24 protein-coding genes and 1 tRNA gene are annotated in these 23,980 nt (G+C 32.9%); 13 read left to right on the forward strand and 12 right to left on the reverse strand.

Features of this window, described 5'->3' with window-relative positions:
- Complete coding sequence (locus WCG23_05165) at positions 1-444, forward strand: zinc ribbon domain-containing protein (GenBank protein MEI8389258.1); 444 nt, start codon at positions 1-3, stop codon at positions 442-444.
- 17 nt (positions 445-461) lie between these two features.
- Here WCG23_05165 and WCG23_05170 read toward each other — a convergent pair whose 3' ends face one another.
- Positions 462-1,430 (reverse strand): MBL fold metallo-hydrolase, encoded by a 969-nt coding sequence (locus WCG23_05170; protein ID MEI8389259.1) that lies wholly within the window; start codon positions 1,428-1,430, stop codon positions 462-464.
- A 293-nt stretch (positions 1,431-1,723) separates the two neighbouring features.
- Between WCG23_05170 and WCG23_05175 the strand changes: the two genes are divergently transcribed.
- The 4 genes from WCG23_05175 to WCG23_05190 all read left to right on the forward strand — a co-directional run bounded on the left by WCG23_05175 (position 1,724) and on the right by WCG23_05190 (position 4,752).
- The gene (locus tag WCG23_05175; GenBank protein ID MEI8389260.1) at positions 1,724-2,209 is read left to right on the forward strand and encodes an Hsp20/alpha crystallin family protein; all 486 of its coding nucleotides are present in this window, start codon (positions 1,724-1,726) and stop codon (positions 2,207-2,209) included.
- 73 nt (positions 2,210-2,282) lie between these two features.
- Positions 2,283-3,155 (forward strand): UbiA-like polyprenyltransferase, encoded by an 873-nt coding sequence (locus tag WCG23_05180; protein ID MEI8389261.1) that lies wholly within the window; start codon positions 2,283-2,285, stop codon positions 3,153-3,155.
- Positions 3,155-3,961, forward strand: a complete 807-nt coding sequence (locus WCG23_05185; GenBank protein ID MEI8389262.1) for an ABC transporter permease — start codon at positions 3,155-3,157, stop codon at positions 3,959-3,961. Before WCG23_05180 ends, WCG23_05185 begins: the two co-directional genes overlap by 1 nt.
- A gap of 113 nt (positions 3,962-4,074) precedes the next feature.
- Entirely contained in the window at positions 4,075-4,752 is a 678-nt protein-coding gene (locus tag WCG23_05190) for a hypothetical protein (GenBank protein ID MEI8389263.1), read from the forward strand.
- On the opposite strand, the gene WCG23_05195 is transcribed toward WCG23_05190, so the two are convergent.
- From WCG23_05195 to rpmB, 3 genes are all read right to left on the reverse strand, one after another.
- Entirely contained in the window at positions 4,749-5,753 is a 1,005-nt protein-coding gene (locus tag WCG23_05195) for an inorganic phosphate transporter (GenBank protein MEI8389264.1), read from the reverse strand. The genes WCG23_05190 and WCG23_05195 overlap by 4 nt on opposite strands.
- A gap of 89 nt (positions 5,754-5,842) precedes the next feature.
- Positions 5,843-6,481, reverse strand: a complete 639-nt coding sequence (locus tag WCG23_05200; GenBank protein MEI8389265.1) for a hypothetical protein — start codon at positions 6,479-6,481, stop codon at positions 5,843-5,845.
- A gap of 142 nt (positions 6,482-6,623) precedes the next feature.
- On the reverse strand, positions 6,624-6,815 hold the full coding sequence (gene rpmB, locus WCG23_05205) for a 50S ribosomal protein L28 (protein MEI8389266.1): 192 nt from the start codon (positions 6,813-6,815) through the stop codon (positions 6,624-6,626).
- A 231-nt stretch (positions 6,816-7,046) separates the two neighbouring features.
- On the opposite strand from rpmB, the gene WCG23_05210 reads away from it, so the two are divergent.
- Both WCG23_05210 and pyrF read left to right on the forward strand, forming a co-directional pair.
- On the forward strand, positions 7,047-8,039 hold the full coding sequence (locus WCG23_05210; GenBank protein ID MEI8389267.1) for a tetratricopeptide repeat protein: 993 nt from the start codon (positions 7,047-7,049) through the stop codon (positions 8,037-8,039).
- Positions 8,040-8,201: 162 nt separating this feature from the next.
- The gene (gene pyrF, locus WCG23_05215; GenBank protein MEI8389268.1) at positions 8,202-8,966 is read left to right on the forward strand and encodes an orotidine-5'-phosphate decarboxylase; all 765 of its coding nucleotides are present in this window, start codon (positions 8,202-8,204) and stop codon (positions 8,964-8,966) included.
- 187 nt (positions 8,967-9,153) lie between these two features.
- Here pyrF and lepB read toward each other — a convergent pair whose 3' ends face one another.
- The gene (lepB, locus tag WCG23_05220; GenBank protein ID MEI8389269.1) at positions 9,154-9,816 is read right to left on the reverse strand and encodes a signal peptidase I; all 663 of its coding nucleotides are present in this window, start codon (positions 9,814-9,816) and stop codon (positions 9,154-9,156) included.
- A gap of 229 nt (positions 9,817-10,045) precedes the next feature.
- Here lepB and WCG23_05225 point away from each other — a divergent pair, with 229 nt between their 5' ends.
- Entirely contained in the window at positions 10,046-10,342 is a 297-nt protein-coding gene (locus WCG23_05225; GenBank protein ID MEI8389270.1) for a hypothetical protein, read from the forward strand.
- A gap of 13 nt (positions 10,343-10,355) precedes the next feature.
- Here WCG23_05225 and WCG23_05230 read toward each other — a convergent pair whose 3' ends face one another.
- The gene (locus WCG23_05230; protein MEI8389271.1) at positions 10,356-11,372 is read right to left on the reverse strand and encodes a polyprenyl synthetase family protein; all 1,017 of its coding nucleotides are present in this window, start codon (positions 11,370-11,372) and stop codon (positions 10,356-10,358) included.
- A 27-nt stretch (positions 11,373-11,399) separates the two neighbouring features.
- Positions 11,400-11,481, reverse strand: a tRNA-Leu gene (locus WCG23_05235).
- A 156-nt stretch (positions 11,482-11,637) separates the two neighbouring features.
- Between WCG23_05235 and WCG23_05240 the strand changes: the two genes are divergently transcribed.
- Complete coding sequence (locus WCG23_05240) at positions 11,638-11,955, forward strand: hypothetical protein (GenBank protein ID MEI8389272.1); 318 nt, start codon at positions 11,638-11,640, stop codon at positions 11,953-11,955.
- An 87-nt stretch (positions 11,956-12,042) separates the two neighbouring features.
- On the forward strand, positions 12,043-13,917 hold the full coding sequence (locus tag WCG23_05245; protein MEI8389273.1) for a tetratricopeptide repeat protein: 1,875 nt from the start codon (positions 12,043-12,045) through the stop codon (positions 13,915-13,917).
- 67 nt (positions 13,918-13,984) lie between these two features.
- Here WCG23_05245 and WCG23_05250 read toward each other — a convergent pair whose 3' ends face one another.
- From WCG23_05250 to gmhA, 3 genes are all read right to left on the reverse strand, one after another.
- A complete protein-coding gene (locus WCG23_05250; protein MEI8389274.1) occupies positions 13,985-15,295 on the reverse strand; it encodes a response regulator in 1,311 nt (436 codons plus the stop codon).
- 15 nt (positions 15,296-15,310) lie between these two features.
- Complete coding sequence (locus WCG23_05255) at positions 15,311-16,408, reverse strand: ATP-binding protein (GenBank protein MEI8389275.1); 1,098 nt, start codon at positions 16,406-16,408, stop codon at positions 15,311-15,313.
- 108 nt (positions 16,409-16,516) lie between these two features.
- The gene (gmhA, locus tag WCG23_05260; GenBank protein ID MEI8389276.1) at positions 16,517-17,092 is read right to left on the reverse strand and encodes a D-sedoheptulose 7-phosphate isomerase; all 576 of its coding nucleotides are present in this window, start codon (positions 17,090-17,092) and stop codon (positions 16,517-16,519) included.
- A 347-nt stretch (positions 17,093-17,439) separates the two neighbouring features.
- Between gmhA and WCG23_05265 the strand changes: the two genes are divergently transcribed.
- Entirely contained in the window at positions 17,440-18,507 is a 1,068-nt protein-coding gene (locus tag WCG23_05265; protein ID MEI8389277.1) for an HAD-IIB family hydrolase, read from the forward strand.
- A gap of 70 nt (positions 18,508-18,577) precedes the next feature.
- Positions 18,578-19,849: a homoserine dehydrogenase gene (locus WCG23_05270; protein ID MEI8389278.1), complete on the forward strand. Its 1,272-nt coding sequence runs from the start codon at positions 18,578-18,580 to the stop codon at positions 19,847-19,849.
- Between the two features lie 34 nt (positions 19,850-19,883).
- On the opposite strand, the gene WCG23_05275 is transcribed toward WCG23_05270, so the two are convergent.
- On the reverse strand, positions 19,884-21,611 hold the full coding sequence (locus tag WCG23_05275; GenBank protein ID MEI8389279.1) for a hypothetical protein: 1,728 nt from the start codon (positions 21,609-21,611) through the stop codon (positions 19,884-19,886).
- A gap of 164 nt (positions 21,612-21,775) precedes the next feature.
- Between WCG23_05275 and thrC the strand changes: the two genes are divergently transcribed.
- On the forward strand, positions 21,776-22,849 hold the full coding sequence (gene thrC / locus WCG23_05280; GenBank protein MEI8389280.1) for a threonine synthase: 1,074 nt from the start codon (positions 21,776-21,778) through the stop codon (positions 22,847-22,849).
- Here the strand turns inward: thrC and WCG23_05285 are convergent.
- The gene (locus WCG23_05285) at positions 22,846-23,718 is read right to left on the reverse strand and encodes an MlaD family protein (protein MEI8389281.1); all 873 of its coding nucleotides are present in this window, start codon (positions 23,716-23,718) and stop codon (positions 22,846-22,848) included. The two genes, thrC and WCG23_05285, sit on opposite strands and share 4 nt — an antisense overlap.
- Positions 23,719-23,980 lie beyond the last annotated feature (262 nt).

Below are 23,980 nucleotides of genomic sequence, written 5' to 3' on the forward strand. Positions count from 1 at the left end.
ATGGGCGTGGAAAAAGTTTTAATAAATATTGAAAATTTTTTGGGAATCAAATGCACCCATCAATCGGTAAAAAATAGCCGTTGTAATTTTTGTCCTGACTGCGGGAAAAAAATTGTTGTCAGATGGGTGAGTATTAAATGCAGACAATGCGGGCATTTAAGAACGGCTGTGCGTAGAAATTTTCATTTGATTTCTCCAAAGAAAAATTTTTGTTTTTATTGCGGTTCTGATAAATGGGTTCATCAATATTACTTTGATTCAAATATTCCTGACAAGTTAAGGGAAATATCAATAAAACAAGCTGTTACCGACAAAGAAAATCCTTTTAAGACCGCTCAGGTTAATACTTATACCAATATTTGGGTTGAAAAACCACAAACAGTTGAGAAAAAGTTTAAAAGTAACGTAATTAAATCCGGCATGAAGAGAGAGCAAAAAGGCTGAAAAACGGCTTCTTATAATTAAGAAACTTCACATTTTACCTGCATAAGATCTATTTCAAGATTTTCATAAGCAAAAAGCGAATTATTAAAAAGACCTCTGGTTTTTTCTTCAAGCTTGGTTATAAAATTATCATTATAAGAAGGATCTATATGATAAAAAACAAGCTGAGAGGCTTTTGCCTTTTTTGCTATTTCAATCGCCATTTCCGGAGTAGAATGCCCGAATCCTTCTTTTGGATTTACGGGAGAAACATAATCTTCCATTGTATATTGGGCATCATGAATTAACAGATCGGCTTCTTTCGAAAAGTTTATTAATTTTATATCTTCATCTGTATTACATTCTCTATCAGTCGCATAGACAAGTGTTTTGTCATTGCATTTTATTTTAAAGACACTTACTCCTTCTTTAGGATGTATGTGACTTTTAATAAAAGTAATCAAGACAGCATTTTCTTTTATTTTAATATCTTTTTCATCTTTAAAACTGATAAGTTCAGGCTCTGTCGAATCAGGATTAAGAATTATTGCGTTAGTTTCTTTCAAATTATTAATTTTAATTTCGGCATTTACTTCTTCCAGTGAGACAGGAACCATTAATTTAAAAATTGAATCTCCGACAAATTGCTGAAAATCTTTTCCGTGAGTTTGAGTTCCAAAAAGATACATTTTACTGCTGTTTATATAAGTAGGTTTAAAAAACGGCAATCCCTGTATATGATCCATATGCGTATGGCTGAAAAGAATAACAGCTTCGACGGGATTTCTGTCAAGAACATCTGTTCCGCTTCCAATATGCTCTCTCATAAGATCATTGCCAAGCTCTATTATGCCTGTTCCTGCATCAAGTATTATAATATGACCGTTTATTCGCAACTCAATACAAGATGTATTTCCCCCGTACTTGTTTTTATTGATTGCGGAAACAGGGTGGCTGCCTCTTACACCTCTAAATTTTATTTTAAATTCTTTTTTGAACTCTGTCATCAATAACTCTTTTAAAGATAAAGTTTTAATTATTATTTTAAATTATTTTTCAATTTAAGCCAAGTTCTTATTTTTATAATATTAACAAAATAAGAAAAAAGTGGGTAGAAAAACCATGAAAAACAATATAATCTTTTAAAGTTACACCAAAACGAGTTTATTTTAAAGAAAACCGGCAAAGCCGGATTTTCCTGAAAAGTATCACTCCTAAAAACTATAGTGCTTTTGCAATAAATATTTCATATCCTGATTTCTTTTTTAAAGCACTATAAAAACAAAACGAGGTATTTATTATGAATCTTGTTAAAGTTAAAAACCCTCAGAAACTTTATCTGGAAGATTATATGCAGGATTTCAGAGAAGAAATGAATAATATGCTAAAAAGCGCTTTTCATAATTCTGATTTTGGACTTATTGAAGACGAGTCCGGAAAAGAAAGAAAAATTGCTTTATGGAAGCCTGCTGTAGAGTTGACCGAACATGAAGGCAATTATATTGTTAAAGCCGAAATACCGGGTGTTAACAAAGAAGATATTGATGTGGAAGTCAGCGAAAATAATATAGAAATTAAAGCTGAAGTTAAAGAAAAATTCGAAGAAAAAGGCGAAAATATCTATAGAAGCGAATTCCGATACGGAAAATTTATCAGACATCTTTCACTGCCTTCTGAAGTAGATAATACTAAAGCTAAAGCAGAGTATAAAGACGGAATACTTGTAATTACCATTCCAAAATCGCAGGAAGAACAGAAAAAAATAAAGAAAATCAAACCTGATTAAGGGCAGTAAAGTTTTTTTCGTTTCTTCTCTTATAAAATTTGCCTGATTGTTGTTCTGATTATAAAATTAAGAAATGAGAAGTCTTATAAAAATAAAATCAAAAATTCTTGAATATTTTGAGCTTATAAAATTTGAACATACAATATTTGCCCTGCCTTTTGCTCTTTCAGGAATGCTGCTTGCTGCTCCGAATAAATTTCCCGAAGTAAATACTTTTATTTTGGTACTGTTTGCTCTGGTTGGAGGAAGAACAGCCGCCATGTCTTTAAACAGGCTTATTGACGCTGAAATTGATAAAAAAAATCCCAGAACTTCAAACAGAGCCATTCCGACAGGAAGAATCAAAAAAAGTTCGGCTTTTATTTTAGCAATCGTTTCTTTTGCTGTTATGATTCTTGCTGTGTGGCAGCTTCCGCTTATATGCAAACAACTTTTACCTCCAGCTATACTTATTCTTGTTGTCTATTCATTTGCCAAAAGATTTACCCATCTTTCTCATCTTGTGTTGGGCGGAGCTTTAGGTGCTGCCGCTAGCGGGGGATGGCTTGCTGTCAGCGGTGAATTTTCTGTTCCTGTTGTTTTATGGGGAATCTCAGTAGTTTTTTGGGTGGCGGGATTTGATATAATTTATGCTATTCAGGATATTGATTTTGACAGGGGAAACAAGCTTTTCAGCATTCCTGCATGGCTTGGAGTTAAAAAAAGTCTGCTGCTTTCTAAAATCTTCCATTTATTTACAATTATTTTGCTCATAATTTTAAGTATGGTTTATACTGTAGGAATATTTTACCGGATTGGAATTGTTTTTGTTGCCGGCATGCTCTTTTGGGAACATTTCCTTCTCAAAGAAAACAACCTTTCAAATATTAATGCTGCTTTCTTTAATATAAACGGCTATGTGAGTATCGGAATTTTTGTATTTATACTGTTGGATAAGGTTTTTTAATGAACAAATTATTTGAAACAATAAAACAAACATTAACATATAAGCTTGGAAACTCACTTTTCTCCGAAATGAAGGATTGGCTTGAAATAATAGGCGAAATAGGAATGAATCTTTTATTTTCAATACAATGTCTTTTTACGGGACAATTGAAAAAAAAGCTTTTTTTTGAACAGGCATCAAGGTTTGGCGTTGAGTCTTTACCCATAAGCCTTTTAATGGTGGGGCTTGCCGGAATGATTATTGCTCTTCAAATAGCAAAGGAAATGGTAAAACAAGGAGCTGCCGACTACGTAGGAATGCTTGTTTCTATCTCAATAGTAAGAGAATTGGGTCCTGTAATAGGCGGATTTGCTGTTATTTCTTTAGTCGGGTCTTCTATGGCGGCAGAAATAGCTACAATGAAAGTTACCGAGCAAGTTGATGCCATAAAAGTTCTCGGTGTAAATCCAATTCATTATCTTATCACTCCAAGAGTTTTTGCAGGATTATTTATAATGCCTTTTGTTATAATTATTGCAAATATGGTTGGAATTGTCGGCGGAATGGTTATGAGCAAGATGGTTACGGAACTTAATGCCGAAAATTATATAAATTCCTTATGGGTTGGACTCTCTGTAAAAGATTTATTCATAAGCATGATAAAAGGAAGTGTTTTTGGAGGAATTATTGCTTTAAGCTGCTCTTCTATAGGTTATAGAACAAAAGGCGGAGCGATAGATGTAGGAAAAGCAACAACTAATGCAGTTGTATGGTCTTTTATTCTCATGCTTATAGCAGATTATTTTATTTCATTTCTTTGTTTTTAAAAAATTCTTAACAAATTGTAAAAAAGAGAAATTTTTTAGCAATTTTTTATATTCAAGAGAGTTGTATGGATATGTTTAATAAGTTCTAATAAAATAGGAATTTTGTTTAAAATATGTCTATTCAATCACTGCATTATACTACTGCAAATTATAAATCTATAGGTTTTACAAGTATAAAGCCTGAAATGAGAATCGCTGAAAAAGTTCTTAAAGAATTTAAACAAGAATTCCCGTATTTACAATCAAGCTCTGTTATTGGATTTAAGATAGATCGACATGAAGAGAATCCAAAATTTGAAAAAATCATAGAGTCCTTGTATCGAAGGGGAGAACCTTTAGAAATGGAAATTGATAATGCTACAAATGCTTTATTGGCTAAAAGATATATGTCGATTGATGATTTTTTAATTGCTCTTAAACAGCACGTAAAAAAAAGCGGTAAGGCAAATTGCGCAGAAGATGCTCTTATCATTTATAAATCACTTCAAGACAAGGGATTCAACCCACAAGTTTTTCAAATGCGTACAGTCTTAAATAATGGACTACATCCTAATCATTATTCTACTGTTTTTAATTTAAAAGAAGGCGCAAAAATGGATGATCCTACAACATGGGGAAGCAAAGCCATAATCGTTGACGGATGGAAAGGAATTGTAATGAAGGCTACTGATGCTTTAGAATTTTTTAAGCAAACATTAACAGGAGCAGGCAAATATAAAATTAACAGACTTTATTTTAGTGATGCGAATCCCCGAAACCATGTAAGCATTCCGCACCCTGAGGACTATTAGAACAAATGCGCCAATCTGGTCACTATTATGTATGAAAGACCTGACATAAACATACATGCCGGTATTGTAACAACCCATGCCGTAACAATATTGCCGACAATTCCCCATCTTACTGCAGAAGCCCTCATTGTGCTGCCTACACCCATAATTGATGTTGAAATAATATGTGTCGTGCTCACAGGAATTCCGAAATGAGAAGCTGTTAAAATTATCGAAGCTGATGAAACTTCTGCCGCAAAACCGTGAATAGGTTTTACTTTAATAATTTTACTTCCCATTGTTCTGATGATTTTCCAGCCTCCTGCCATTGTGCCAAAAGCCATTGTCAAAGCACACAAAAGAATTACCCATAAAGGGACAGTCATTTCGTGTATATAACCCCGGCTAACAAGCAAAAGAGTAATTATACCCATTGTTTTTTGCGCATCATTGGAGCCATGGCTGAGAGCCAAAAAACCTGATGAAACAAGCTGAAGTTTTTTAAAATTTCTATTTACAATTTCAGGATTAAATTTCAAAAATACCCATAAAAATAAAAGCATTATTGTAAATCCGACAAAAATACCCAGCACGGGCGAAGTTATCATCGGAATAAGAATTTTTTCCACCAATCCGGCAATTTTTACAACTTTGTAACCAGAATGCATCATTGCCGCGCCCATCAATCCGCCTATAAGGGCATGTGAAGAGCTTGAAGGAATGCCGAAATACCAGGTAAATAAGTTCCAAATAATTGCGCCGATAAGTGCACAGGCAATTACTGTTTGTGTTACTGAGCCTGCATCAACAATTCCTCCGCCGATTGTTTTTGCAACGTTAGTTCCAAGCAAAGCCCCTACCAGATTAAGAACTGCTGCATATAAAATCGCCTGTCTTGGAGTTAGTGCTTTTGTGGAAACAACTGTTGCAACTGCGTTTGCAGAATCATGAAATCCGTTAATGTACTCAAACATTACCGCAAGTAAAATTATTATTATAAAAACTATTGTAGTTAAGTCCATATTTCCTTCTCACTCTGTAATAATTAGTTGAATCTACCAACTTGATATTTTTTTAAATTTTTAAACAGGCAGATCCTTCGCTCTGCTATCTAACCATGCTTTAACGAAATATTTAAAATTAGATCTGACACATCAAAACAAGTATCCATAGCACTTTCAATGTTTTTATACAGTTCTTTCAGCTTGATTACCGTTAAAGCGTCATATTTTCCCGAAAAAATCTCGTCCAGTGCTGTGTGAAGAATTTCATCACCTCTGGATTCAATTTCTTTGATTTTATTATTACTGTCCGTAATTTCTTTTATCGCCGTAACTTTTCTTAACAAAGAGACATTGTGTTTTAATTCTTCGGTAGCCTGAAGAAGCGTTTCTGCCTGATCCCTCATGCAGTCCGTATGTGCTTCCAGCCTATAAATTTGAAGATTCAGGCATGCTTTAACTATTTTTCTGGTAATTTTGTTAAGAAGATTTGACACCTGCTGAATTTCTTCCCTGTCTATAGGGGTTACAAATGTTGTATTTAAAAGGTTCAAAGTTTTTTTAGCAACTGCGCTGCTACGACGTTTTAAGTCTTTTGCCTGTTTGCTTCTTTCTTCACTTGATCCCTGATTTACGATTTCATGAAAAAGTTTGGAAATTTCATTACAAATTTCAGCATTTTCTTCAAAAAGAGTATAAAAAGTCCCTTCTTCCGGAGGTAACAATCTTTTTAAAAAATTTAATGGCATATAGTCTTTCCTCTTTTATATATTCCCTATTTTTATCCGTCTATTGATTGAAAGTCATTTAATGAGCAAAAAACACTACGAAAAGATTGTAGTGTTTTTTAAATTTAAGTTTATTTGGTATTCATTTCTGCAAAACCTCAGCTTATATAGCCTTTTGAACCTTATTGGCTTTAATACACGAAGTGCAAACCTTAAGTTTTTTAACTATACCGTTAATGTTAGCCTTAACAGGCTGCAAATTCGGTTCTTGTTTATAGGCATAATGTTTATTTGAAAAGCTTACTTTGTTTGCTTTTAGTGGCTTTTTCTGGCATATATCACACTGTTTTGACATTTGTTTTTCCTCTTGTTTTTAAATTTCTTTTTTATAATAGATTACTGTACATAAAATATATTATTAAAACCATGATTTATTAGCAAGTACTTGCTTTTAGAAAAATTTCGGGAAGATCATATTTTTGTCAGTAAACCCTTTAATTCCCATCTAAAAGGGTGATAAAACATTTTCTTCTTTCATGTTAAATTTAAACATGTAATCTTTTGTAAGCTATAAAGCAGATTTTTTATGAAAAATTTTTCTTTTTTTAAATCATTTTATAGAACGAGTTTAAATCCGAAACAAAAACTGACCGTTTTAGTTTCGGATTTTGCACTCTCGCTTCGCAATAAAAAAAGTATTTTATTATTGTTTCTTGTTGTACTGGCGTTATCATTTTCAAAAATTAATTCCCTTGAAAATAAAGCCTCTGCCTTTCCTTATATCGCCCCGTCAAAATTCAGCGACGATTACAGATTTGCAAAAGTATATGTAATGCTTGCAGAAACTTATGTTTCTAACGGCGATTACACTAAAGCAAAAGAATTTTTATCGGCGGCAATCAGTCATGACCCTGCTAATAAACAGGCTCGAACCGATTTAGGGCTTCTTTATGAAGTTCTGAGTGATTATAAATCGGCAATATTTCAATATGAAGAAATTTTAAAGTTTGACCCCGATAATAGAGATGTAAATTATTACCTCGGTTTACTTTATGACAAAACAGGATACAACGATAAAGCAATACAATATCTTGAAAGAACAATACAATTAATGCCTTATAATGCCTCTGTTTATTACGATATCGGTATTGTTTTTGCCAGAAAAACCGACTATACAAAAGCTTTGTACTATAATCAGCAAGCCGTAAAGCTTAAACCTGATTTTGCGGAAGCTTATAATAATTTGTGTTACGCTCAGGCAAATACGGGACTTTATACGGAAGCTCTTGATAATTGCAAAAAATCTCTGGAATTAACTCCAAGCAGCGCTCCTTCTCTGGATAGTACAGGGTTTGTTTATTTTGAAATGAAAGATTATCCAAAAGCGATTGAATATTATCAAAAAGCCGTAGAAATTAATCCTGAAATCGGTGAAATATATTTTCATCTTGCTCAAGCTCTGGAAAAATCCAATCAAAAAAAAGAAGCGGCTAAATATTATAAAAAATATATTGAAATAGAACCTAAAGCTTCAAATATTAATGAAATCAAAACTATTTTAAACAAATTAGGGAAGTAGTTTAATAAAATTTTTAATCAAATTACACAAAATTCATTATTGAACCTAAAATTATTGTTTTTTTACTTTACTAGTGCTAAAGTGCTAGAATATTTCCATTTTCGTTATATATAAATTTTTGAAATGGATTTTTATAGAAATTAGCAAAGAAGAGAATATGGAATGAAATCAAAGAATAAAAGTGCAAGGGATAGATTAGTACTGGCTCTTGATGTAAATACAATGGATGAAGCCAGAGAATTAGTTACAGAATTAAAAGATTATGTCGGGGTTTTTAAAGTAGGTCTTCAATTATTTACAAGCGTTGGTCCTGATATCATAAAAATGATTCGAGATGAAGGCGGAGAAATATTCTTTGACGGAAAATTCCACGATATCCCTAATACTGTTGCCAAAGCAAGTGCAAACCTTATAAAACACGGAGTTACTTTTTTCAACCTCCATACTATTGGCGGTTCAAAAATGATTTCTTCCTCTGTTAAACTGGCAAAAGAAACTGCAAAAAGCCTGGGACTGCCTAAGCCGACTATTCTTGGTGTAACTATTTTAACCAGTTTCGGTCAAAGAACTCTTACAGAAGAACTTTTAATTATTCAAAATATAGATGATTACGTTGGCAAACTCGCCAAGCTTGGAAAAGATTCCGGACTGGACGGTATTATTGCCAGCGCGACAGATGTTCCAAAAATCAGAAAAGAATGCGGCGAAGATTTCATTATTTTATGTCCTGCAATTAGACCTACATGGTCTGTAGTAAATGACCAGATAAGAGTTGTAACTCCTTCTGATGCCATAAAAGCAGGTGTTGACTATCTTGTAGTCGGAAGACCGATTACCGCAGCAAAAGATAAAGTTTCCGCAGCAAAGCTTGTCCTCGATGAAATTCAAGAGGCTATGGAAGAAGTGGCTTCCTCCACTGCAGAATAAAATTGCTTACTCTTTAATTATACAGCGTATTTTTTGACATGCTGACTAAACCGAAGCTTCTGTCATTGAGAGGAAGTTCGAAGAGCTGACGTGGCAATCTATTTAGGATTTAAACAGATTCTCTCGCTCCTGTTAGTAGCTCAGAATAACCTCTTTATGTTTTTACCCGACAGACCGCAATTTGTTATTAATTATATTTCGGGCTTTGAAGAATTCCAATTCTTGTAAAAGGCCAGAATCTAAAACATGCCCTGCCTACAATCCTGTCTTCCGGCATAAAACCCCAGTATCTGCTGTCAGTACTGTCATTTCTGTTATCTCCCATCATATAATATTTATGAGGGGGAACTATTAAAGGGCCGCAATACATTTCTGAAGAGCAATATCCGTTAAAAACACCTTTTATATATGGTTCTTTAAGAAGTTTTCCGTTTATATAAACACCAATATTAGGAGCAACCCGGACTTCATCTCCGGGAAGACCAATAACTCTTTTAATATATGCCTCGTCTGTACTGAAAAATCCTATAGCTCTTGTAAATTTACCCCATAAAGACGGACTTAATTTTTCCTGAGGAGGAAAAAAGACCAGAATGTCGCCTCTATGCGGTTTTGTAAAATATCTGCTTACTTTTTCGACAATCAAATTATCTTTTATTTGAAGAGTAGGTTCCATTGAACTTGAAGGAATCCAGCGCGGCTCGCCAATAAACGCCCTTATGAATATTACAAGAACAAGGACAATTACAACTGTTTCAACAGTTTCTTTTATGAAATATTTTATTTTTTCCTGCTTAGAGAGAGCTTTAGGCTCTTTATTCTCTGTTTTATCTAAATTTTCTTCGCTCATGATTCTCCCCTTTTATAAAATTTTTCAAATTACATTTTATCATTTATAGAAAATTTATCACTAAAATTTTTATATTAAGAAATATTAAATTTATTTTTTCAATAATGACAGTACTTTTCACACCTTCAGAGTTTTTTTTAAAAAATTTGAAAGCAATTTTCTATCTTCACCCTTTTTTAAAAACATACTAAAACGAATTTATTCAATAAAGTTTGGAAAGGGAAAAATAATGAGCATACAGTTCAACCAAATTTCAAGAGAAAGAAATATTTCTTTTGGAAATAATAGTATTCCGCGGCGCATAGTGCGGACAATTACCAGAGAAGCGGCAACCTTTTTGCCGGGATTTTATCTGGGTGCTGCTACCGGAGATGTGGAGAAAGGCTTAATTATGGGAGGTCTCACTAAAATACTTGTTGATGTCTCTGCCCCTATGTACGGTTTTAAACATTTAAGCGATTTGAATTTTATGGAAGTTATTAAGAAAATTCTTGATGCTCCTGTATTTCAAAAAATAAAAAAATAATTTTAATTTTTCCCTAAAAATCCCTTGTCAAAGTATAAACCGCAAGGTCAATAAGAGCTTTTTTACAAATATTATCTTCCATACAATCAAGCGCTTTTACTGCTTCTTCAATGTAATATTTTGCCAAATCTCTGGATTGTTGGATTCCTTCGGATTTCATAATTAAATTCATCGCTTGATCAAAATCTTTTTTGCCCTTAAGTTTATTATTTATAAGTTTTTTAAGAATTAAATCATTTTTTTTCTCTGATTCTTCCAGCGCAAATAAAACAGGTGCGGTTAAAATCCCGTTTTTTAGATCATTTCCTGCCGGTTTACCGAGTTTTTTATGGCATCCCGTAAAGTTTAAAATGTCATCCATTATCTGAAAAGCTATGCCAAAATTGAGAGAGTAATCTCTTACCGCTTTAATTATCAAATTATTTGCACCAGGAGTTATTGCTGCTGCGCATTCAGCCCCTGCCGCAAATAGCTTTGCGGTTTTTCTTTCTGATTTTTTAATGTAGTCTTCATAAGATATTATTTTAAATTTCTGGTCGCCTTGTTGGATTTCACCGATGCAAAGGTCATTAAGCATGTTTGCAAAAAGTTCTGTAGCAATTCCGCCCACAGAAACAAGTTTTGTTAAAGATCTTGCAAGAATAAAATCGCCTATAATAACAGCAGTCCTCGAGTTCCATTTCTTACCGACTGTTAAAACACCTCTTCTCGTTTCTGCATCATCAATAACATCATCATGAATCAAAGAAGCCGTATGAACCATTTCAATAGCTTCTCCAAGATAAAAATGATTGGAAGACAAAAATCCGTTGTTTAAAGCCTTTGCAAAAAGAAAAACTAAAGCTGGTCTAAGTCTTTTACCGCCTGTTTTTATTATATATTTTGTTATTTCATCCAAACGAGAATTTCCGCTGGTCAAGCTTTCGGAAAGCTTGGTTTCCAGCGATTCCAAATCCTCTTCAACAGGTTTTAGTATATCATTTAGCCTGTGTTGAGTATTATTTGTTATTTTTAAGAGAAAATTAATCATCTTTTTTTAAAAAAATTAAATATAAAATGGGCGAGGAGAGACTCGAACTCTCACAGGGGTTGCCTACTAGTTCCTAAGACTAGCGCGTCTGCCATTTCGCCACTCGCCCATGTTTTTATACTGTAACACTAAAAATTTATCATTTATATAACCTCATAGTCAAGAAATTTAAATTTATAAAATTATTCGGGTATAATATAAGTTATGAAGTTTTTAAAATATAAATCCGAACAAAAAGTGATAGTCTGCATAAAAAGGAAAAATCATGAATTCTAAAACAGATCAGACAAAATTTCCGAGAATTACACTAAGATGCAAATGTGAGAATGAATTTAACGTAAATGTTATGAGATTTAGGGATAAAGAACCTGTAATGTGTCAGGTATGCGGAGAAGTCTTTCCGCAGGAAGTCGGCTCAAACTTCACAAAAGCCCTCGAAGATCTTTATTTAATCAAACATAATCTTGAAAAAGACGATTATCCTTTCCACTTCTCATTTATTTATAAATCTTCCTTCAATCAGCCCCCTGCTCCTTATCCTTTTAATGACAAGGGCGAGAAAGTTCAAGAAAAGAAAGATTAATAAAATAAACTTCCTCACAAAATTCTGGACAGTTTTTAATAAAGGTATAAAATAAAAAATATAAATAAAAAATCTTAGAGGTTTAGTGTGTCTGATTTTCAAATATATCTGGCTAAAGCTGATGAATTAAAAGGAAATAAAAATTTTAAAAAAGCTATTGAAGAATATTTAAAAGCCCTTGAGCTTAAACCGGCTGATTGTGCAACAATGGAAAAAATTGCCGACTCTTACTTTTGTTTGAGCAATTTTGAAAAAGCTATAGCTTTTTACCAAAAATCCCTTGCTTTTGATTCAAATTATATTCTGTCCCTGCTAGGACTTTCAAAAGCTTACGAGCTCACTGACAAAATTGATAAAGCTATTGAATTTCTTGAAAAAGTTTTTGAATTAAGTTCTTCTGATCCTGAAATTGCAGCACAACTTGCACTTTTATACACTGAAAACAAAGAATATAACAATTCTCTTAATCTTATAGAAAAACTTTTGGCAATGGATCCGAGTTCTGATGCTCCTTATTATTTACTCGGCTTAAATTACGAGCAGATGGGAGAGATAAACAAGGCTCTGGAAAGTTATAATAAAGCTCTTGAAATTAATTCGGAAAATTTTGATGTAAGGCTAATGCTGGGGATTTTGTATTACAACAGCAAAGATTATGCGCAGGCTAAAATTGAGCTTAATAAAGCAGAAAATTTAAATTTTAATAACACAAAAGTTCATTATTACCTCGGTTTGGTTTATATGGCGGAAGAAAAATTCGAAAAAGCCATATCGGAATTTAAATATGTGGTAACTTTTGATCCAAAAAACGTTGATGCCTATAATAATTTGGGAATTACTTACGGTTTTTTGGGCTGGATTAATGAATCTCTTCATGAATTTAAGGCTGCTATAGAATTAAATCCAAACAATTCTGAAATCAGATATGCTCTCGGCTATATTTATTACAAGAACGAAGATTATCTTGAAGCCGAAATTGAGCTTAGAAAAGCTATTGAGCTTAACCCGAATCATCATCAAGCACATTCGACAATGGGTTCAGTATGTGTGAAGATTGAAAAATATAAAGAAGCTATAGAAGAATTTTCAAAATCTCTGGAACTTAATCCCGATGATGCTATTACCAATTACAATATGGCTGCTATTTTTAAAATAATGGGATTAACTGAAAAAGCTATTACTTCATACCAAAAAGCTATAAATCTCAATCCCGACCTTCTTGATGCATATTTTGAGGCGGGAATGCTTCTTTTAAAAAGGCAAAGACCTGATGAATCGAGAAAATATTTTGAACTTGCAATTAAACGAAATGATAAATTCTCCGAAGCTTATTATGGAGTAGCACTTTGTCTTATTAAATCTAACGATAATGATGAGGCTGTTAAATATTTAAACAAAGCACTTGAGCTTAATCCCAATATTGCTGATGCGTACTATCAAATAGGTCTTATTAACAGAGAAGAAGGAAATATTGAAACTGCTATAAAAAACATTGAAGAAGCTATAAATCTTGATGCAGAAAACGCTTCTCGGGCAAACGATTTGGGGCTTACCTATCAAATCAAGGGCGATCTTGAAAATGCAGTGAAATATTTCAGAAAAGCAGCTTCAATAGATACTTATAACCCTGAGTACAAGCATAATATAGGTCTTGTCCTGTTTGAAATGAAAAAATACCAAGAAGCAGTGCTTGAATTAAAAAGAGTAATAAGAATTGCTCCTAATAATGCTGATGTCTACCATAATCTGGGACAAATTTTTGAAAAAACAAAAGACTATCAGGATGCAATCAATACATATCAGGAATTTCTCAAAATAAAAGGGGCTGATTGGGAAAATAAAGATCAAATTGAATTAAAAATTAAATATCTTCAGGATTCTCTAAAAATTAAAAAAGCTAAACTTTCTGAAATTCCTGATGATAAAAATGTGATGAACAAACTTAAAAAATTATTTAAATAATCTCCGCAAGCTTGTTATTTCAAAATTAAGATATATAGGCTTTAAAGGCTTATTTTAAATACTGCGGCTAAAATTCGTCGTTTAAAAATTTGTCTATCCAGTTAAATAAAGTCCCTAGCTCGTATGGTTTTGGGATATAAAGATCCGCGCCGGAATCAAGGATTCTTTCTTTATTTCTGTTAACCGTAGAAACAAGGACTTTTGTGCTTGGATATTCTTCTTTTATAAAGCTGCAAATAGAAAGTTCATCAAAAGAATTTTCCTCCGCTATATCAAGTAAAAGCAAATCTGTTTTATTTTTTTCTATATTTTCAATGATTTCCTCAATATTATCTATTATTTCTACTTTATAACCCTGCATTTCAAGGGTTGTAGAAAGAAGATAAGCAAGAGCTGCATCTTTTTCCGCTATTAAAATTTTGTTTTGACCTTGTTCAATTATCTTTCTTCCTGAAACTTTAGGTTTATCTTTTGCCCAATAAGAACCTTTTCTGGATTTTGCATTCTTTTTAACATTTTTGCCTAAAGTCAAAGCTTCTTGATAATTGTGAAAACGACCGTATCGATTTGAAGCTATTCCTATTCCTACAGAAACAAAGGACTTTCTTCTTCCGATTTTATCATCGCCTGTTAAAAGCAGGTAGCCTCTTTCTGTGTCTTCATTCGAATAAAATTTGGGGGCTACGCTGTCAAAAGAATAACTTAAAAACATGGCTATTTTTTCAGCTTTTTCTGACGCTGTAAGAATTATAAAACCGTTTTCACTTATTTGACCCAAAAAATCATTTTCATTAATCGAAGTTTTAATAATTGCAATAAAAGTCTGAATAAGTTTTTCTGCAGCTATATGACCATAAATCTCTTTATAAGGAAAATAATTATCCACATCAAGATACATTATTGTCATAAATTTATCTGTTTTTAACTCGAGATTTCGCTTTATTATTTTATAAACAGTACTTTCAACAGGTAATTTTGTTACTGTATCTGATAATTCTTCTATATTACGTCTCAGATGGGCAAAAAGCCTCAGAGAAATTTCTTCGGCAGTTGCACTCATGTTTTGAAAATCATCCGCACCGGATCTTATAACTTCGAGTTTCTTTTCCAGAGACTGCTCATTTGATAAAACAACAAGCACAGGTCTATATAAGCTTTTCTTGCTTCTTATTTCAAGACAGATTTCTATTATATTTTTATTAAAATTATCATAGGCAAGAATCAAGTCGGGTTCGTATTTTTCAATCATTTCCGCAGCTTTTTCCAAATTGTCAGCGGAAATAGTACGAATATTAAAAGCCTGCTCAATAATATTAAGACAATGAGCGGATTCTTTTCCCTCAGAATTAAGTATTAAGATAATTTGTTCGGTTAACATTTTTTGTTTATGTCCTTAAAACTTTTTTTGAGTCGGTTTTTCATAAGTCGCAACAGGAAGCATTAAACTAAAGGTCGAACCATCATTACCGCTGGTTACACTAATTTTGCCTCCCATATTTTCTACAAGAGACTTTGTGATATATAATCCTAATCCGGTTCCTTCGGCCTGTCTTGTAAGCGGATTATCAATTCTTGAAAATTTTGTAAAAATCTTTAACATATATTCTTCCGGAATGCCTACGCCCTGATCTTTTATGTTTATTTGCATAAAATCAGTGTTTTCGCAGAGAAATTTGGCTTCTATTATAACTTTTGTTCCTGCAGCCGAATATTTTATCGCATTATCAATAAGGTTGGTTATTATTTGTTCCAATTTATCTGAATCTGCCCATACAGGAGGAAGATTCGGCATTATTTTAACTTCTATCAGATGTTCTCTGGCTTTTGGCTGTATTACATAAATAATGTTTTCAAAAAATTTAGGAAGTTCAATTGCTTTATAAATTAATTTATCTTTTTTTGATTCAAACTTTGAAACGGTAAGAAGATCCTCTACAAGGCGTGTAAGTCTGTCAACCTGACTTTTTATTATACTTAAAAACCTTTTTTGCTGCTCATTACTTAATTTATCGCCTGAACTGAAAAGAGTATCCGCAAATCCCTTAATACTTGTGAGCGGTGTTCTTAATTCATGGCTTACAGTGCTTATAAAATCATTGTGTGCGCGATTTAAAAACGCTATATCTTCAAGGGGAGTTATTAAATAAATAACTTGATTGTCTTTTGTTATTGAAAAATTTATTCTTACACGGATTAAGCTATTGTTTTTATCTATCAATTCCCCTATATAATAGAATTTAGGCTTATTTCCTTCAGTTTTTTGAAATTCATTCTCAATTAGAATTGTTTCCTGTGTACAATTATCACAGCCTGTTCCTGTATTTTTTATAAAAATAGAAATGTTTTTGCCTAATAAATCTTTTTTGAAACCGCCTGTCAGTTTTTCAAAATTTTTATTAACATCAATAATATTTCTTTCGAGATCGCAAACAGCCATCCCGTCAGGAAGGTTCTCCATTATATTCTTATAAAAATCTTTGTTTAAAGTCATAATGCTATAAATCATCTCCCATTATCATTATATTATAATACTAATGCTGAAAATCGATGAAAAATAAACAATTAATTAATAATGTCGGTTAATTGTACAGGGAAACTATTAAAATTTGTTTTCTACAATCTCGCAAATTATATGCAGGATTGAGATATGCGCATTTTGAATTATAGGGGTATTTTTGCTCGGGACTTTTATTGTAATATCAGAAACTTCTGCAAGCTTTCCGCCGCCTTCTCCCGTAAAAGAAATTACTTTCATTCCTTTTTCTTTAGCTATTTTGGCTGCCTCTATGGCATTTATGGAATTTCCGCTGGTGGAAATTGTTATAAAAACATCTCCATTTTGTCCTAATCCTTCTACCTGTCTTGAAAATGTCATTTCATAACCAAAATCATTTGCAAGAGCGGTAATAATAGAAGTATTTGTGTTTAAAGCTATTGCAGGAAGAGCAGGGCGGTCAATTTTATAAAATTTTCCGATAAATTCTGCTGCAATATGCTGTGCATCGGCTGCGCTTCCTCCGTTTCCACAGATTAACAGCTTGTTTCCTGATTTAAAGCTTTCCGTAAGGGTTTTTGCAACTTCGTTTATAAGCTCTGTCTGTGTTTCTTTTATTTTTGTCAAAACTTCCAGAGTTTCATTAAAGCGGTTATTTATAATATTTATATCTGTATTCATTTTTTCTCCTTTATTTTAAAAAGATAATTCTTATTTTATATCAAATAAAAATGAACCTTTTTATTTGATATGATTTGAATTGCTAATTAAATTTACACGTCATTGCGAAGGGTACCCGCTTTTTTGATTAATTATCAAAAAAGGAGGGGGCAGCCAAAGTACTCGACGAAGCAATCCATTTTGTTTATTATAGATTGCTTCGCTCTGCTCGCAATGACGATTTTGGCGATTTAGTAATTCGAGCATATGTTGTAAACAATTGTAACAAGAGAATTTAAAATTTTGTCAACTTTTAAATTCAGGGGTTTTAAACCATGTGAATAAGAACTTTTGAAAGAAACAAAAACATGTCGAGTATCAATAATTTTAATATTAAATATTTGCAATCAAACATTAAAAGCACAAAGTCAACAAGCCTTTCAACAAATTTTGGACTATTAAAACCCTTAATCAAAGATACAATTAGTTTTAAAGGGCTTATGAACGATAAAGATAAAAAATCTTTAAAAATGTGTGTCTATGATTTAGATGAGACTCTATTGGAAGGTTCTCAAGACAGTAGAAATAAAGTTCTTGATTTTTCTATAGATAATAATAAAACTTTGATTTATTCATCAGGTAGAAGTTTGAAACAAGTTTTGCCTTTAATTGAAGATGGAACAATTATTATGCCCGATTTTTATGTTGGTAATAACGGCATAGATATTTATAGAAATGAAAGCGGAAAACTCGAAGAAATAACCCCATGGTCTGATAAGCTGGCAGAAAAATTTCATAAAGATAAAGTCAGAAACTTTATGACAGACATTGCAAAATCTAATATGTTCGATAACCGGGCATGGAAGAAAATAACTAAAACAACTGCTATTCCCAAAGGACAGCAGAAATTTATAGGTTCAAAAATTACAGAATATGAAGTTAATGGAAGTCCTTTAAATATTTATTTCATGATGGCACCGGGTCTTTTTGAAAAAACAAAGCCTTTGATTGAAGAAAAATTAAAAGAAAATAATATAGAAGCAGAAATTAAATTTCAGAATTTTAATAAAAAGAGTTTAGAGATGGAAACTCTTAACAAATATTTTTCTCCACAAATAGCTCAAGATATGCGCAATCATGCACTTCCCAGATTAAATAAAGATGGCAGTATTGATATAGCTATAATAACTGCAAAAACAGATAAAGGCACAGCTACAGAGTACATAAGAAACGAACTCGGTGTAGAAAAAAAGGAAGTTTTTGCTGTTGGAGACGCTGAAAATGACTATTCACATGCCAACAAAGGCTACTTTTTTGGTGTGGTTGCAAATGCCACAAAAGGATTAAGGGATTTAATAAGTAAATTTGCTGATTCTAATATTATACAAGCCCCTAAATCAGGGGTTGAAGGTATTTGGGAAATTGTAAAACCTTAAAACATTTAAATCGGATTTTTGGTACAATTTATAATTAGAGGACGATTTAAAAAATAGAGGTTTAATATAAATGCAGAAAAAGATTGCTATTGGTTTGCTTGGGCTTGGGACGGTCGGCAGCGGCGTTGTTAAAGTTTTAAGCAAATTTGAAAATATTGAAATAAAAAAAATTGCGGTAAAAAATCTTAATAAAGCAAGAACCGTTAAAAACTTAAATCCGGAGATTCTGACAGATGACCCTGCAAGCATCATAAATGACCCTGAAATTAAAATAGTTGTGGAAGTTATAGGCGGAATTAGTCCCGCGTTAGAACTCATCACACAAGCTATTCAGAACGGAAAACATATAATTACCGCGAACAAAGAACTTATTGCAAAACATGGAAAAATTCTTTTTGAGCTTGCAAAAAAGCATAATGTCGTAATTCTTTATGAAGCGGCCGTTGCAGGGGGTATTCCTATTGTAATGCCTATTGTTCAATCTCTTGCAGGTAATAAAATTTCAAAAATAGCAGGAATTTTAAACGGTACAACAAACTATATTCTTACAAAAATGGAAGAAGAAGGAAGAGATTTTCAACAAGTATTAAAAGAAGCTCAGACCCTGGGTTATGCAGAAGCTGATCCTACAGGTGATGTTGAGGGCTACGATGCGGCTTATAAAATAGCTATTCTTTCTTCTATTGCGTTTAATAAAAGAATTGACATCAACGAAATTTACAAAGAAGGCATCAACAATATAAGCCCTGAAGATATAAAACATGCAAACGAATTCGGATATAAAATAAAACTTATTGCCATGGCTCAAAGTGATGGAGATGCTCTTGATATAAGGGTTCATCCTATGCTTGTTCCCAAAAAACATCCTCTTGCAAATATTAATGATGTTCTTAATGCTATTGTTGTTGAAGGCGATGCAGTTGGCAGGGTCATGTTTTCGGGACCCGGAGCAGGAGAATTTCCTACTGCAAGTTCTGTTGCAGGAGATGTGCTTTCTATAGCCGGTGAAATCGAAAAAACAGGTTGTCCTCTTCCGATAATGCGCTGCAAACACGATGATACCAACGCTAAAATTCTTGATATCAATGAAACAAAAAACAAATATTATATAAACGTGCAGACCGAAAATTTCCCAGGAGTTATTGGAGAGCTTGGAACAATTTGCGGAAAGCATGGCATTAATCTTCACGGCATTATTCAGCAGGGCGTTGTTAAAGATAATACCGCAAGCATAGTGCTTCTTACCGAGTCTGCCTGCGAAAAAGACATTAGGGCTGCCGTAAAAGAAATTTCCGAAAAACCTACAGTAAAGGCTGTCAAGAATCTAATCAGGGTTATGTAGCCTTTACCCATAGATTTGGCGAAAAATTATTTTCTTAATTTTTTACAGGAGAAGTGTTCTCTGCAAAATTTTTGGGGTCGTCTAAATCTTTCATCGCTTCCATTAAGCCTATTTTAACTGCCTGTTTCTTTATTTTTACTGCATTTGTACTTAACAAAATAGATGCCCCCGTTGATAAAAGTGCAGGCATAGCTATTAGTGCGCCCCAAATCACTTTACTTGCGAGATTAGTCTTACTATTAAATTTATGTTTTAATTTTAAAAACAAACCCGCTGTACCCGCTTCGCCTGCAAAATTGAGTGGCTGAGCTATTGTGCCTTGAACGGTTTCTGCTGCCGCTTCGGTATCATCGGCATATCTTTGAGCCTTTTCATCCATTTTTTCAAAGGATGTAAATACTTTTTTCTGTAAAGATTTTGCTTTTTCCAGTTGTCCTGATTTTAAAGATACTTTTTTTAAAGCTTCCTCCAGTTTATCTTCTTCCACTTTTTGTTTTTTACTGTATTCTTCGTATTCCTTAAAATCTTTTTGAGCTTTAAACAAGAATTTTACTTCTTCAGCCATATTTTTAATAAAGCCCTGTTTAGGTTTTTTTTCTGCCTTAATATCTTTAACGGATAAATTCTGTTCATCAGTATATTTAATAAAATTTCTCGGCTCGTTTAATAATTCCTGCTTGGCTTTAAATCGACCTATCTTGGCGGCTTCTTTTTGCAATTTAATTGTAAAAGGCAGAACAAAAAGGCTTACAATAACACTTGATGCTGCAATTACTGCAGGAATTGCACCGAGTTTTACAGAATTTACAGCTTTTGAATTTTTTAATGAAGGTTTAATTTTTTGCAACAACATGGCCGCACCTGAAATAATTCCGCCAACAACGCCTCCAAACAACAATTCTGACTTTGTTAAAGAATTTATGCCCATTTCAACATTGTTAAGATAATTTTGCGATTGAATTTCTATATGTTTAATTGTTCCAAGTATTGATTGTTGTTGCTGTTTAGCCTCTTCCAGCTGCTCGGAAGAAATGTCTTTATTTAATTTATTTTTTCTTTCTTCTTCGTTCTTTTTATTGGCTTCTTTCCATTTTTGGTAGTTATCTTTATCTTTTCTTAAAGATTTTATGGTAGAAATAGCTTCTCCTGTTCCCAGAAATGATTTTTTCTTTTCTTTTACAGGATTTGGCATGTTTTTGGCAATTTTTTTTGCTTCATTAACTTGATCTGAATCATAAACCACAAAATGCCGTGGATCCTTTAGAGCCTGTTCTCTTGCCTGATACCTGGCAATTCTGGAAGCTTCTTTTTCAAGATGCTTACTGTATATGCATCCAAAAGCTTGTCCTGTTATAAACGCAGCAACGGGTATAGCCCATGATATTATAGTTATTGGAATTTTGTACTTTGGGTTTTTAGCGATAAATTTTTGAACAGATTTCATTTGAGGCACAATTTTAGTCGGAATAATAAGTGTTGACACGGCGGCAAGCGTTATAGGCATTTCTACTGCTGCTTGCGTTGCTATTTCTACATCCTGAGCCTTATTTATTGAGTATGTATCCATAACATTAATTGTATTTATAAGGGTTTTTCCGTATGCGGATGCTTGATTGAGTTGTTCTTGGGGAATATTTACTCTTTTATTTAATTCTTTTTTTTGAGCGTCTTTATCTTCCTGTTCTTCTTCCCATTTTTTATAAGGTTTCCAGTTTGATTTTACCTGTTTTACGCTATTAAAAAATTCTGACAAATATGCCATTGTATTAATTTCCCTTTACTTAAAAAAATTTCCGAACATATATAGAATAAAACAACTTTATAAAAAAAATTGCCTTCATTCAGCAAAAAAATATAGTATGTTAAAATAAATAAAGATTTAAAAAATCATCTCCAAGAATATGCTAATAGTGATAAGGAGAAATTATGAACACAAAATGCACACCATATACAGGTTTAATAAACAAATACAAAGAATTTTTGCCTATAAATGATAGTACACCTGTCATTACCATAAATGAAGGTAATACACCGCTTATAAAAGCTGATAATCTGGCTGAAAAAATAGGTTTAAAAGCTGATTTATACCTTAAATACGAGGGGGCAAATCCTACGGGAAGTTTTAAGGACAGAGGCATGACAATGGCTGTTTCAAAAGCCGTTGAAGAAGGAAGTAATGCCATAATTTGCGCAAGCACAGGAAACACAAGCGCAGCAGCCGCAGCTTACGGTGCTAAAGCAGGTTTAAAAACTTATGTACTGATTCCTGACGGATATATTGCGCTGGGAAAACTTTCTCAGGCGATGATGTATGGCGCAGAAGTAATTGCCATCAACGGAAACTTTGATGAAGCTCTTGAAATAGTTATGGAATTATCTCAAAAATACCCTATAACTCTTGTAAATTCTGTTAATCCTTACAGAATAGAAGGTCAAAAAACCGCAGCCTTTGAACTTTGCGATGTTCTTGGAAAAGCTCCCGATTATCTCTGTATTCCTGTGGGAAATGCGGGAAATATTACCGCCTACTGGAAAGGGTTTAAAGAATATTTCGACAAAAGAATCGTTTCTAATAAACCGAAAATGTACGGATTTGAAGCAGAAGGTTCTGCGGCAATAGTCAAAGGCGAAAGAATCCTTAAGCCTGAAACCATAGCAACTGCCATAAGAATTGGAAACCCTGCAAGCTGGGATTATGCTGTTGCGGCAAGAGATGAATCGGGCGGTTTAATAGACTTTGTAACAGATGAAGAAATTATTTATGCTTATAAACTCATGGCTTCAACCGAAGGCGTTCTGGCAGAACCTGCAAGTGCTGCCTCTGTGGCTGGTTTAATCAAGGCAAACAAACTGGGCAAAATTGAAGAAAATTCGACTATTGTTTGCGTGCTTACAGGAAACGGATTGAAAGATCCTGACTCCGCCATAAAATATTCAGGCTGCGAAGTCAAAAAGACTTCTTCAAATATTGAGGATATCGTCAAGGTTTTAGGTATTTAGTTTTTATTCTCTTCCTGAATCGGTTTAGCAGGTTTAAAGGTTTTTTGGGCGGAATCAATAAATCCCTGCAAATTATCAGTGGTTTTTTGAATAGAATTGTTTATCTCAGAAACATATTCAATTTCGCGGTTTTTAACCTTGCTTATTTTTTGATTAAAATTTTTCAGATTAGAATTAAAATTATTCAAGTTATTTGTTATTTCCGAAACTTTTTTATTTGCTGTATCTGCTGAAGAAGAAAGATTTTCAACTGTCGTTTGAATTCCATACATATTGTTTTTTAAGTTTTTGTCTTTGGCAAGTTTATCAAAAGATTTATAGGCAGAATCAATATTTTTGTTCTGTTCATTCATAAATTGCTTAATTTCTTTAGTATTTTTAGAGATATTCGAACCTGATTTTTTTATATTTTCTAGCGTATCATCCATAGAGCGATTTGAGTCCTGCATATATTTAGAAGTGGTATGCAGATTTTTTTTAGTGGAATCAATACTGTTTTTGGTAAGAAAAGCAAACAAACTTCTGCAAAACCCGAGTATATTTTCAGAAATAGCTGTTTGTACTTCCATAATTGAACTTATTCTTACAGGTTCTTGTGAATAAATTATTTTTTTATTTATTGAAGACTTTCTTTTTAGAGGCATAATTTCAAGGGATCTAGAGCCTGCCAAACCTGTAAATTGAATACTGGCAATTGATTTGTTTGGAATTATTGTGTTTTCTTCTGTTATTCTGAATGTTACATAAATTTCTGAATCTAAAAGCTCAAGTTTAATTATATTTCCAACCTGTTTACCCATTAATCTTACCGGAGAACCTACACTAAGCCCGTCAACATCTTTAAAAATTACGCTATAAGTCGGATGCATGCAAATATGCTCCCTGAATTTGTCTATCCCCACAAAGAGCAATAAACTAAACAGTAAGATACCTATAGAAACTTCCAATAGTAAAAAAAACAGTTTTCTCATAAGATAATAATATCAGTTTTAATCTTATAATCAACTCGAACTGCTAAACTGCCAAAATCGTCATTGCGAGCATAGCGAAGCAATCTATAAAAAAAATGGATTGCCGTGTCGAGTCTAAAGCCTCTCCTCGCAATGACGAATAAATTTAATTAGCAATTTA

The sequence above is a fragment of the bacterium genome, from assembly GCA_037147175.1.
Taxonomy (GTDB): Bacteria; Cyanobacteriota; Vampirovibrionia; order Gastranaerophilales; family UBA9971; genus UBA9971.

Coding starts and splice junctions, on each gene's coding strand:
- WCG23_05165 (MEI8389258.1), top strand. CDS start 1: ATGGGCGTGGAAAAAGTTTTAATAAATATTGAAAATTTTTTGGGAATC.
- WCG23_05170 (MEI8389259.1), bottom strand. CDS start 1,430: ATGACAGAGTTCAAAAAAGAATTTAAAATAAAATTTAGAGGTGTAAGA.
- WCG23_05175 (MEI8389260.1), top strand. CDS start 1,724: ATGAATCTTGTTAAAGTTAAAAACCCTCAGAAACTTTATCTGGAAGAT.
- WCG23_05180 (MEI8389261.1), top strand. CDS start 2,283: ATGAGAAGTCTTATAAAAATAAAATCAAAAATTCTTGAATATTTTGAG.
- WCG23_05185 (MEI8389262.1), top strand. CDS start 3,155: ATGAACAAATTATTTGAAACAATAAAACAAACATTAACATATAAGCTT.
- WCG23_05190 (MEI8389263.1), top strand. CDS start 4,075: ATGTCTATTCAATCACTGCATTATACTACTGCAAATTATAAATCTATA.
- WCG23_05195 (MEI8389264.1), bottom strand. CDS start 5,753: ATGGACTTAACTACAATAGTTTTTATAATAATAATTTTACTTGCGGTA.
- WCG23_05200 (MEI8389265.1), bottom strand. CDS start 6,481: ATGCCATTAAATTTTTTAAAAAGATTGTTACCTCCGGAAGAAGGGACT.
- rpmB (MEI8389266.1), bottom strand. CDS start 6,815: ATGTCAAAACAGTGTGATATATGCCAGAAAAAGCCACTAAAAGCAAAC.
- WCG23_05210 (MEI8389267.1), top strand. CDS start 7,047: ATGAAAAATTTTTCTTTTTTTAAATCATTTTATAGAACGAGTTTAAAT.
- pyrF (MEI8389268.1), top strand. CDS start 8,202: ATGAAATCAAAGAATAAAAGTGCAAGGGATAGATTAGTACTGGCTCTT.
- lepB (MEI8389269.1), bottom strand. CDS start 9,816: ATGAGCGAAGAAAATTTAGATAAAACAGAGAATAAAGAGCCTAAAGCT.
- WCG23_05225 (MEI8389270.1), top strand. CDS start 10,046: ATGAGCATACAGTTCAACCAAATTTCAAGAGAAAGAAATATTTCTTTT.
- WCG23_05230 (MEI8389271.1), bottom strand. CDS start 11,372: ATGATTAATTTTCTCTTAAAAATAACAAATAATACTCAACACAGGCTA.
- WCG23_05240 (MEI8389272.1), top strand. CDS start 11,638: ATGAATTCTAAAACAGATCAGACAAAATTTCCGAGAATTACACTAAGA.
- WCG23_05250 (MEI8389274.1), bottom strand. CDS start 15,295: ATGTTAACCGAACAAATTATCTTAATACTTAATTCTGAGGGAAAAGAA.
- WCG23_05255 (MEI8389275.1), bottom strand. CDS start 16,408: ATGACTTTAAACAAAGATTTTTATAAGAATATAATGGAGAACCTTCCT.
- gmhA (MEI8389276.1), bottom strand. CDS start 17,092: ATGAATACAGATATAAATATTATAAATAACCGCTTTAATGAAACTCTG.
- WCG23_05265 (MEI8389277.1), top strand. CDS start 17,440: ATGTCGAGTATCAATAATTTTAATATTAAATATTTGCAATCAAACATT.
- WCG23_05270 (MEI8389278.1), top strand. CDS start 18,578: ATGCAGAAAAAGATTGCTATTGGTTTGCTTGGGCTTGGGACGGTCGGC.
- WCG23_05275 (MEI8389279.1), bottom strand. CDS start 21,611: ATGGCATATTTGTCAGAATTTTTTAATAGCGTAAAACAGGTAAAATCA.
- thrC (MEI8389280.1), top strand. CDS start 21,776: ATGAACACAAAATGCACACCATATACAGGTTTAATAAACAAATACAAA.
- WCG23_05285 (MEI8389281.1), bottom strand. CDS start 23,718: ATGCATCCGACTTATAGCGTAATTTTTAAAGATGTTGACGGGCTTAGT.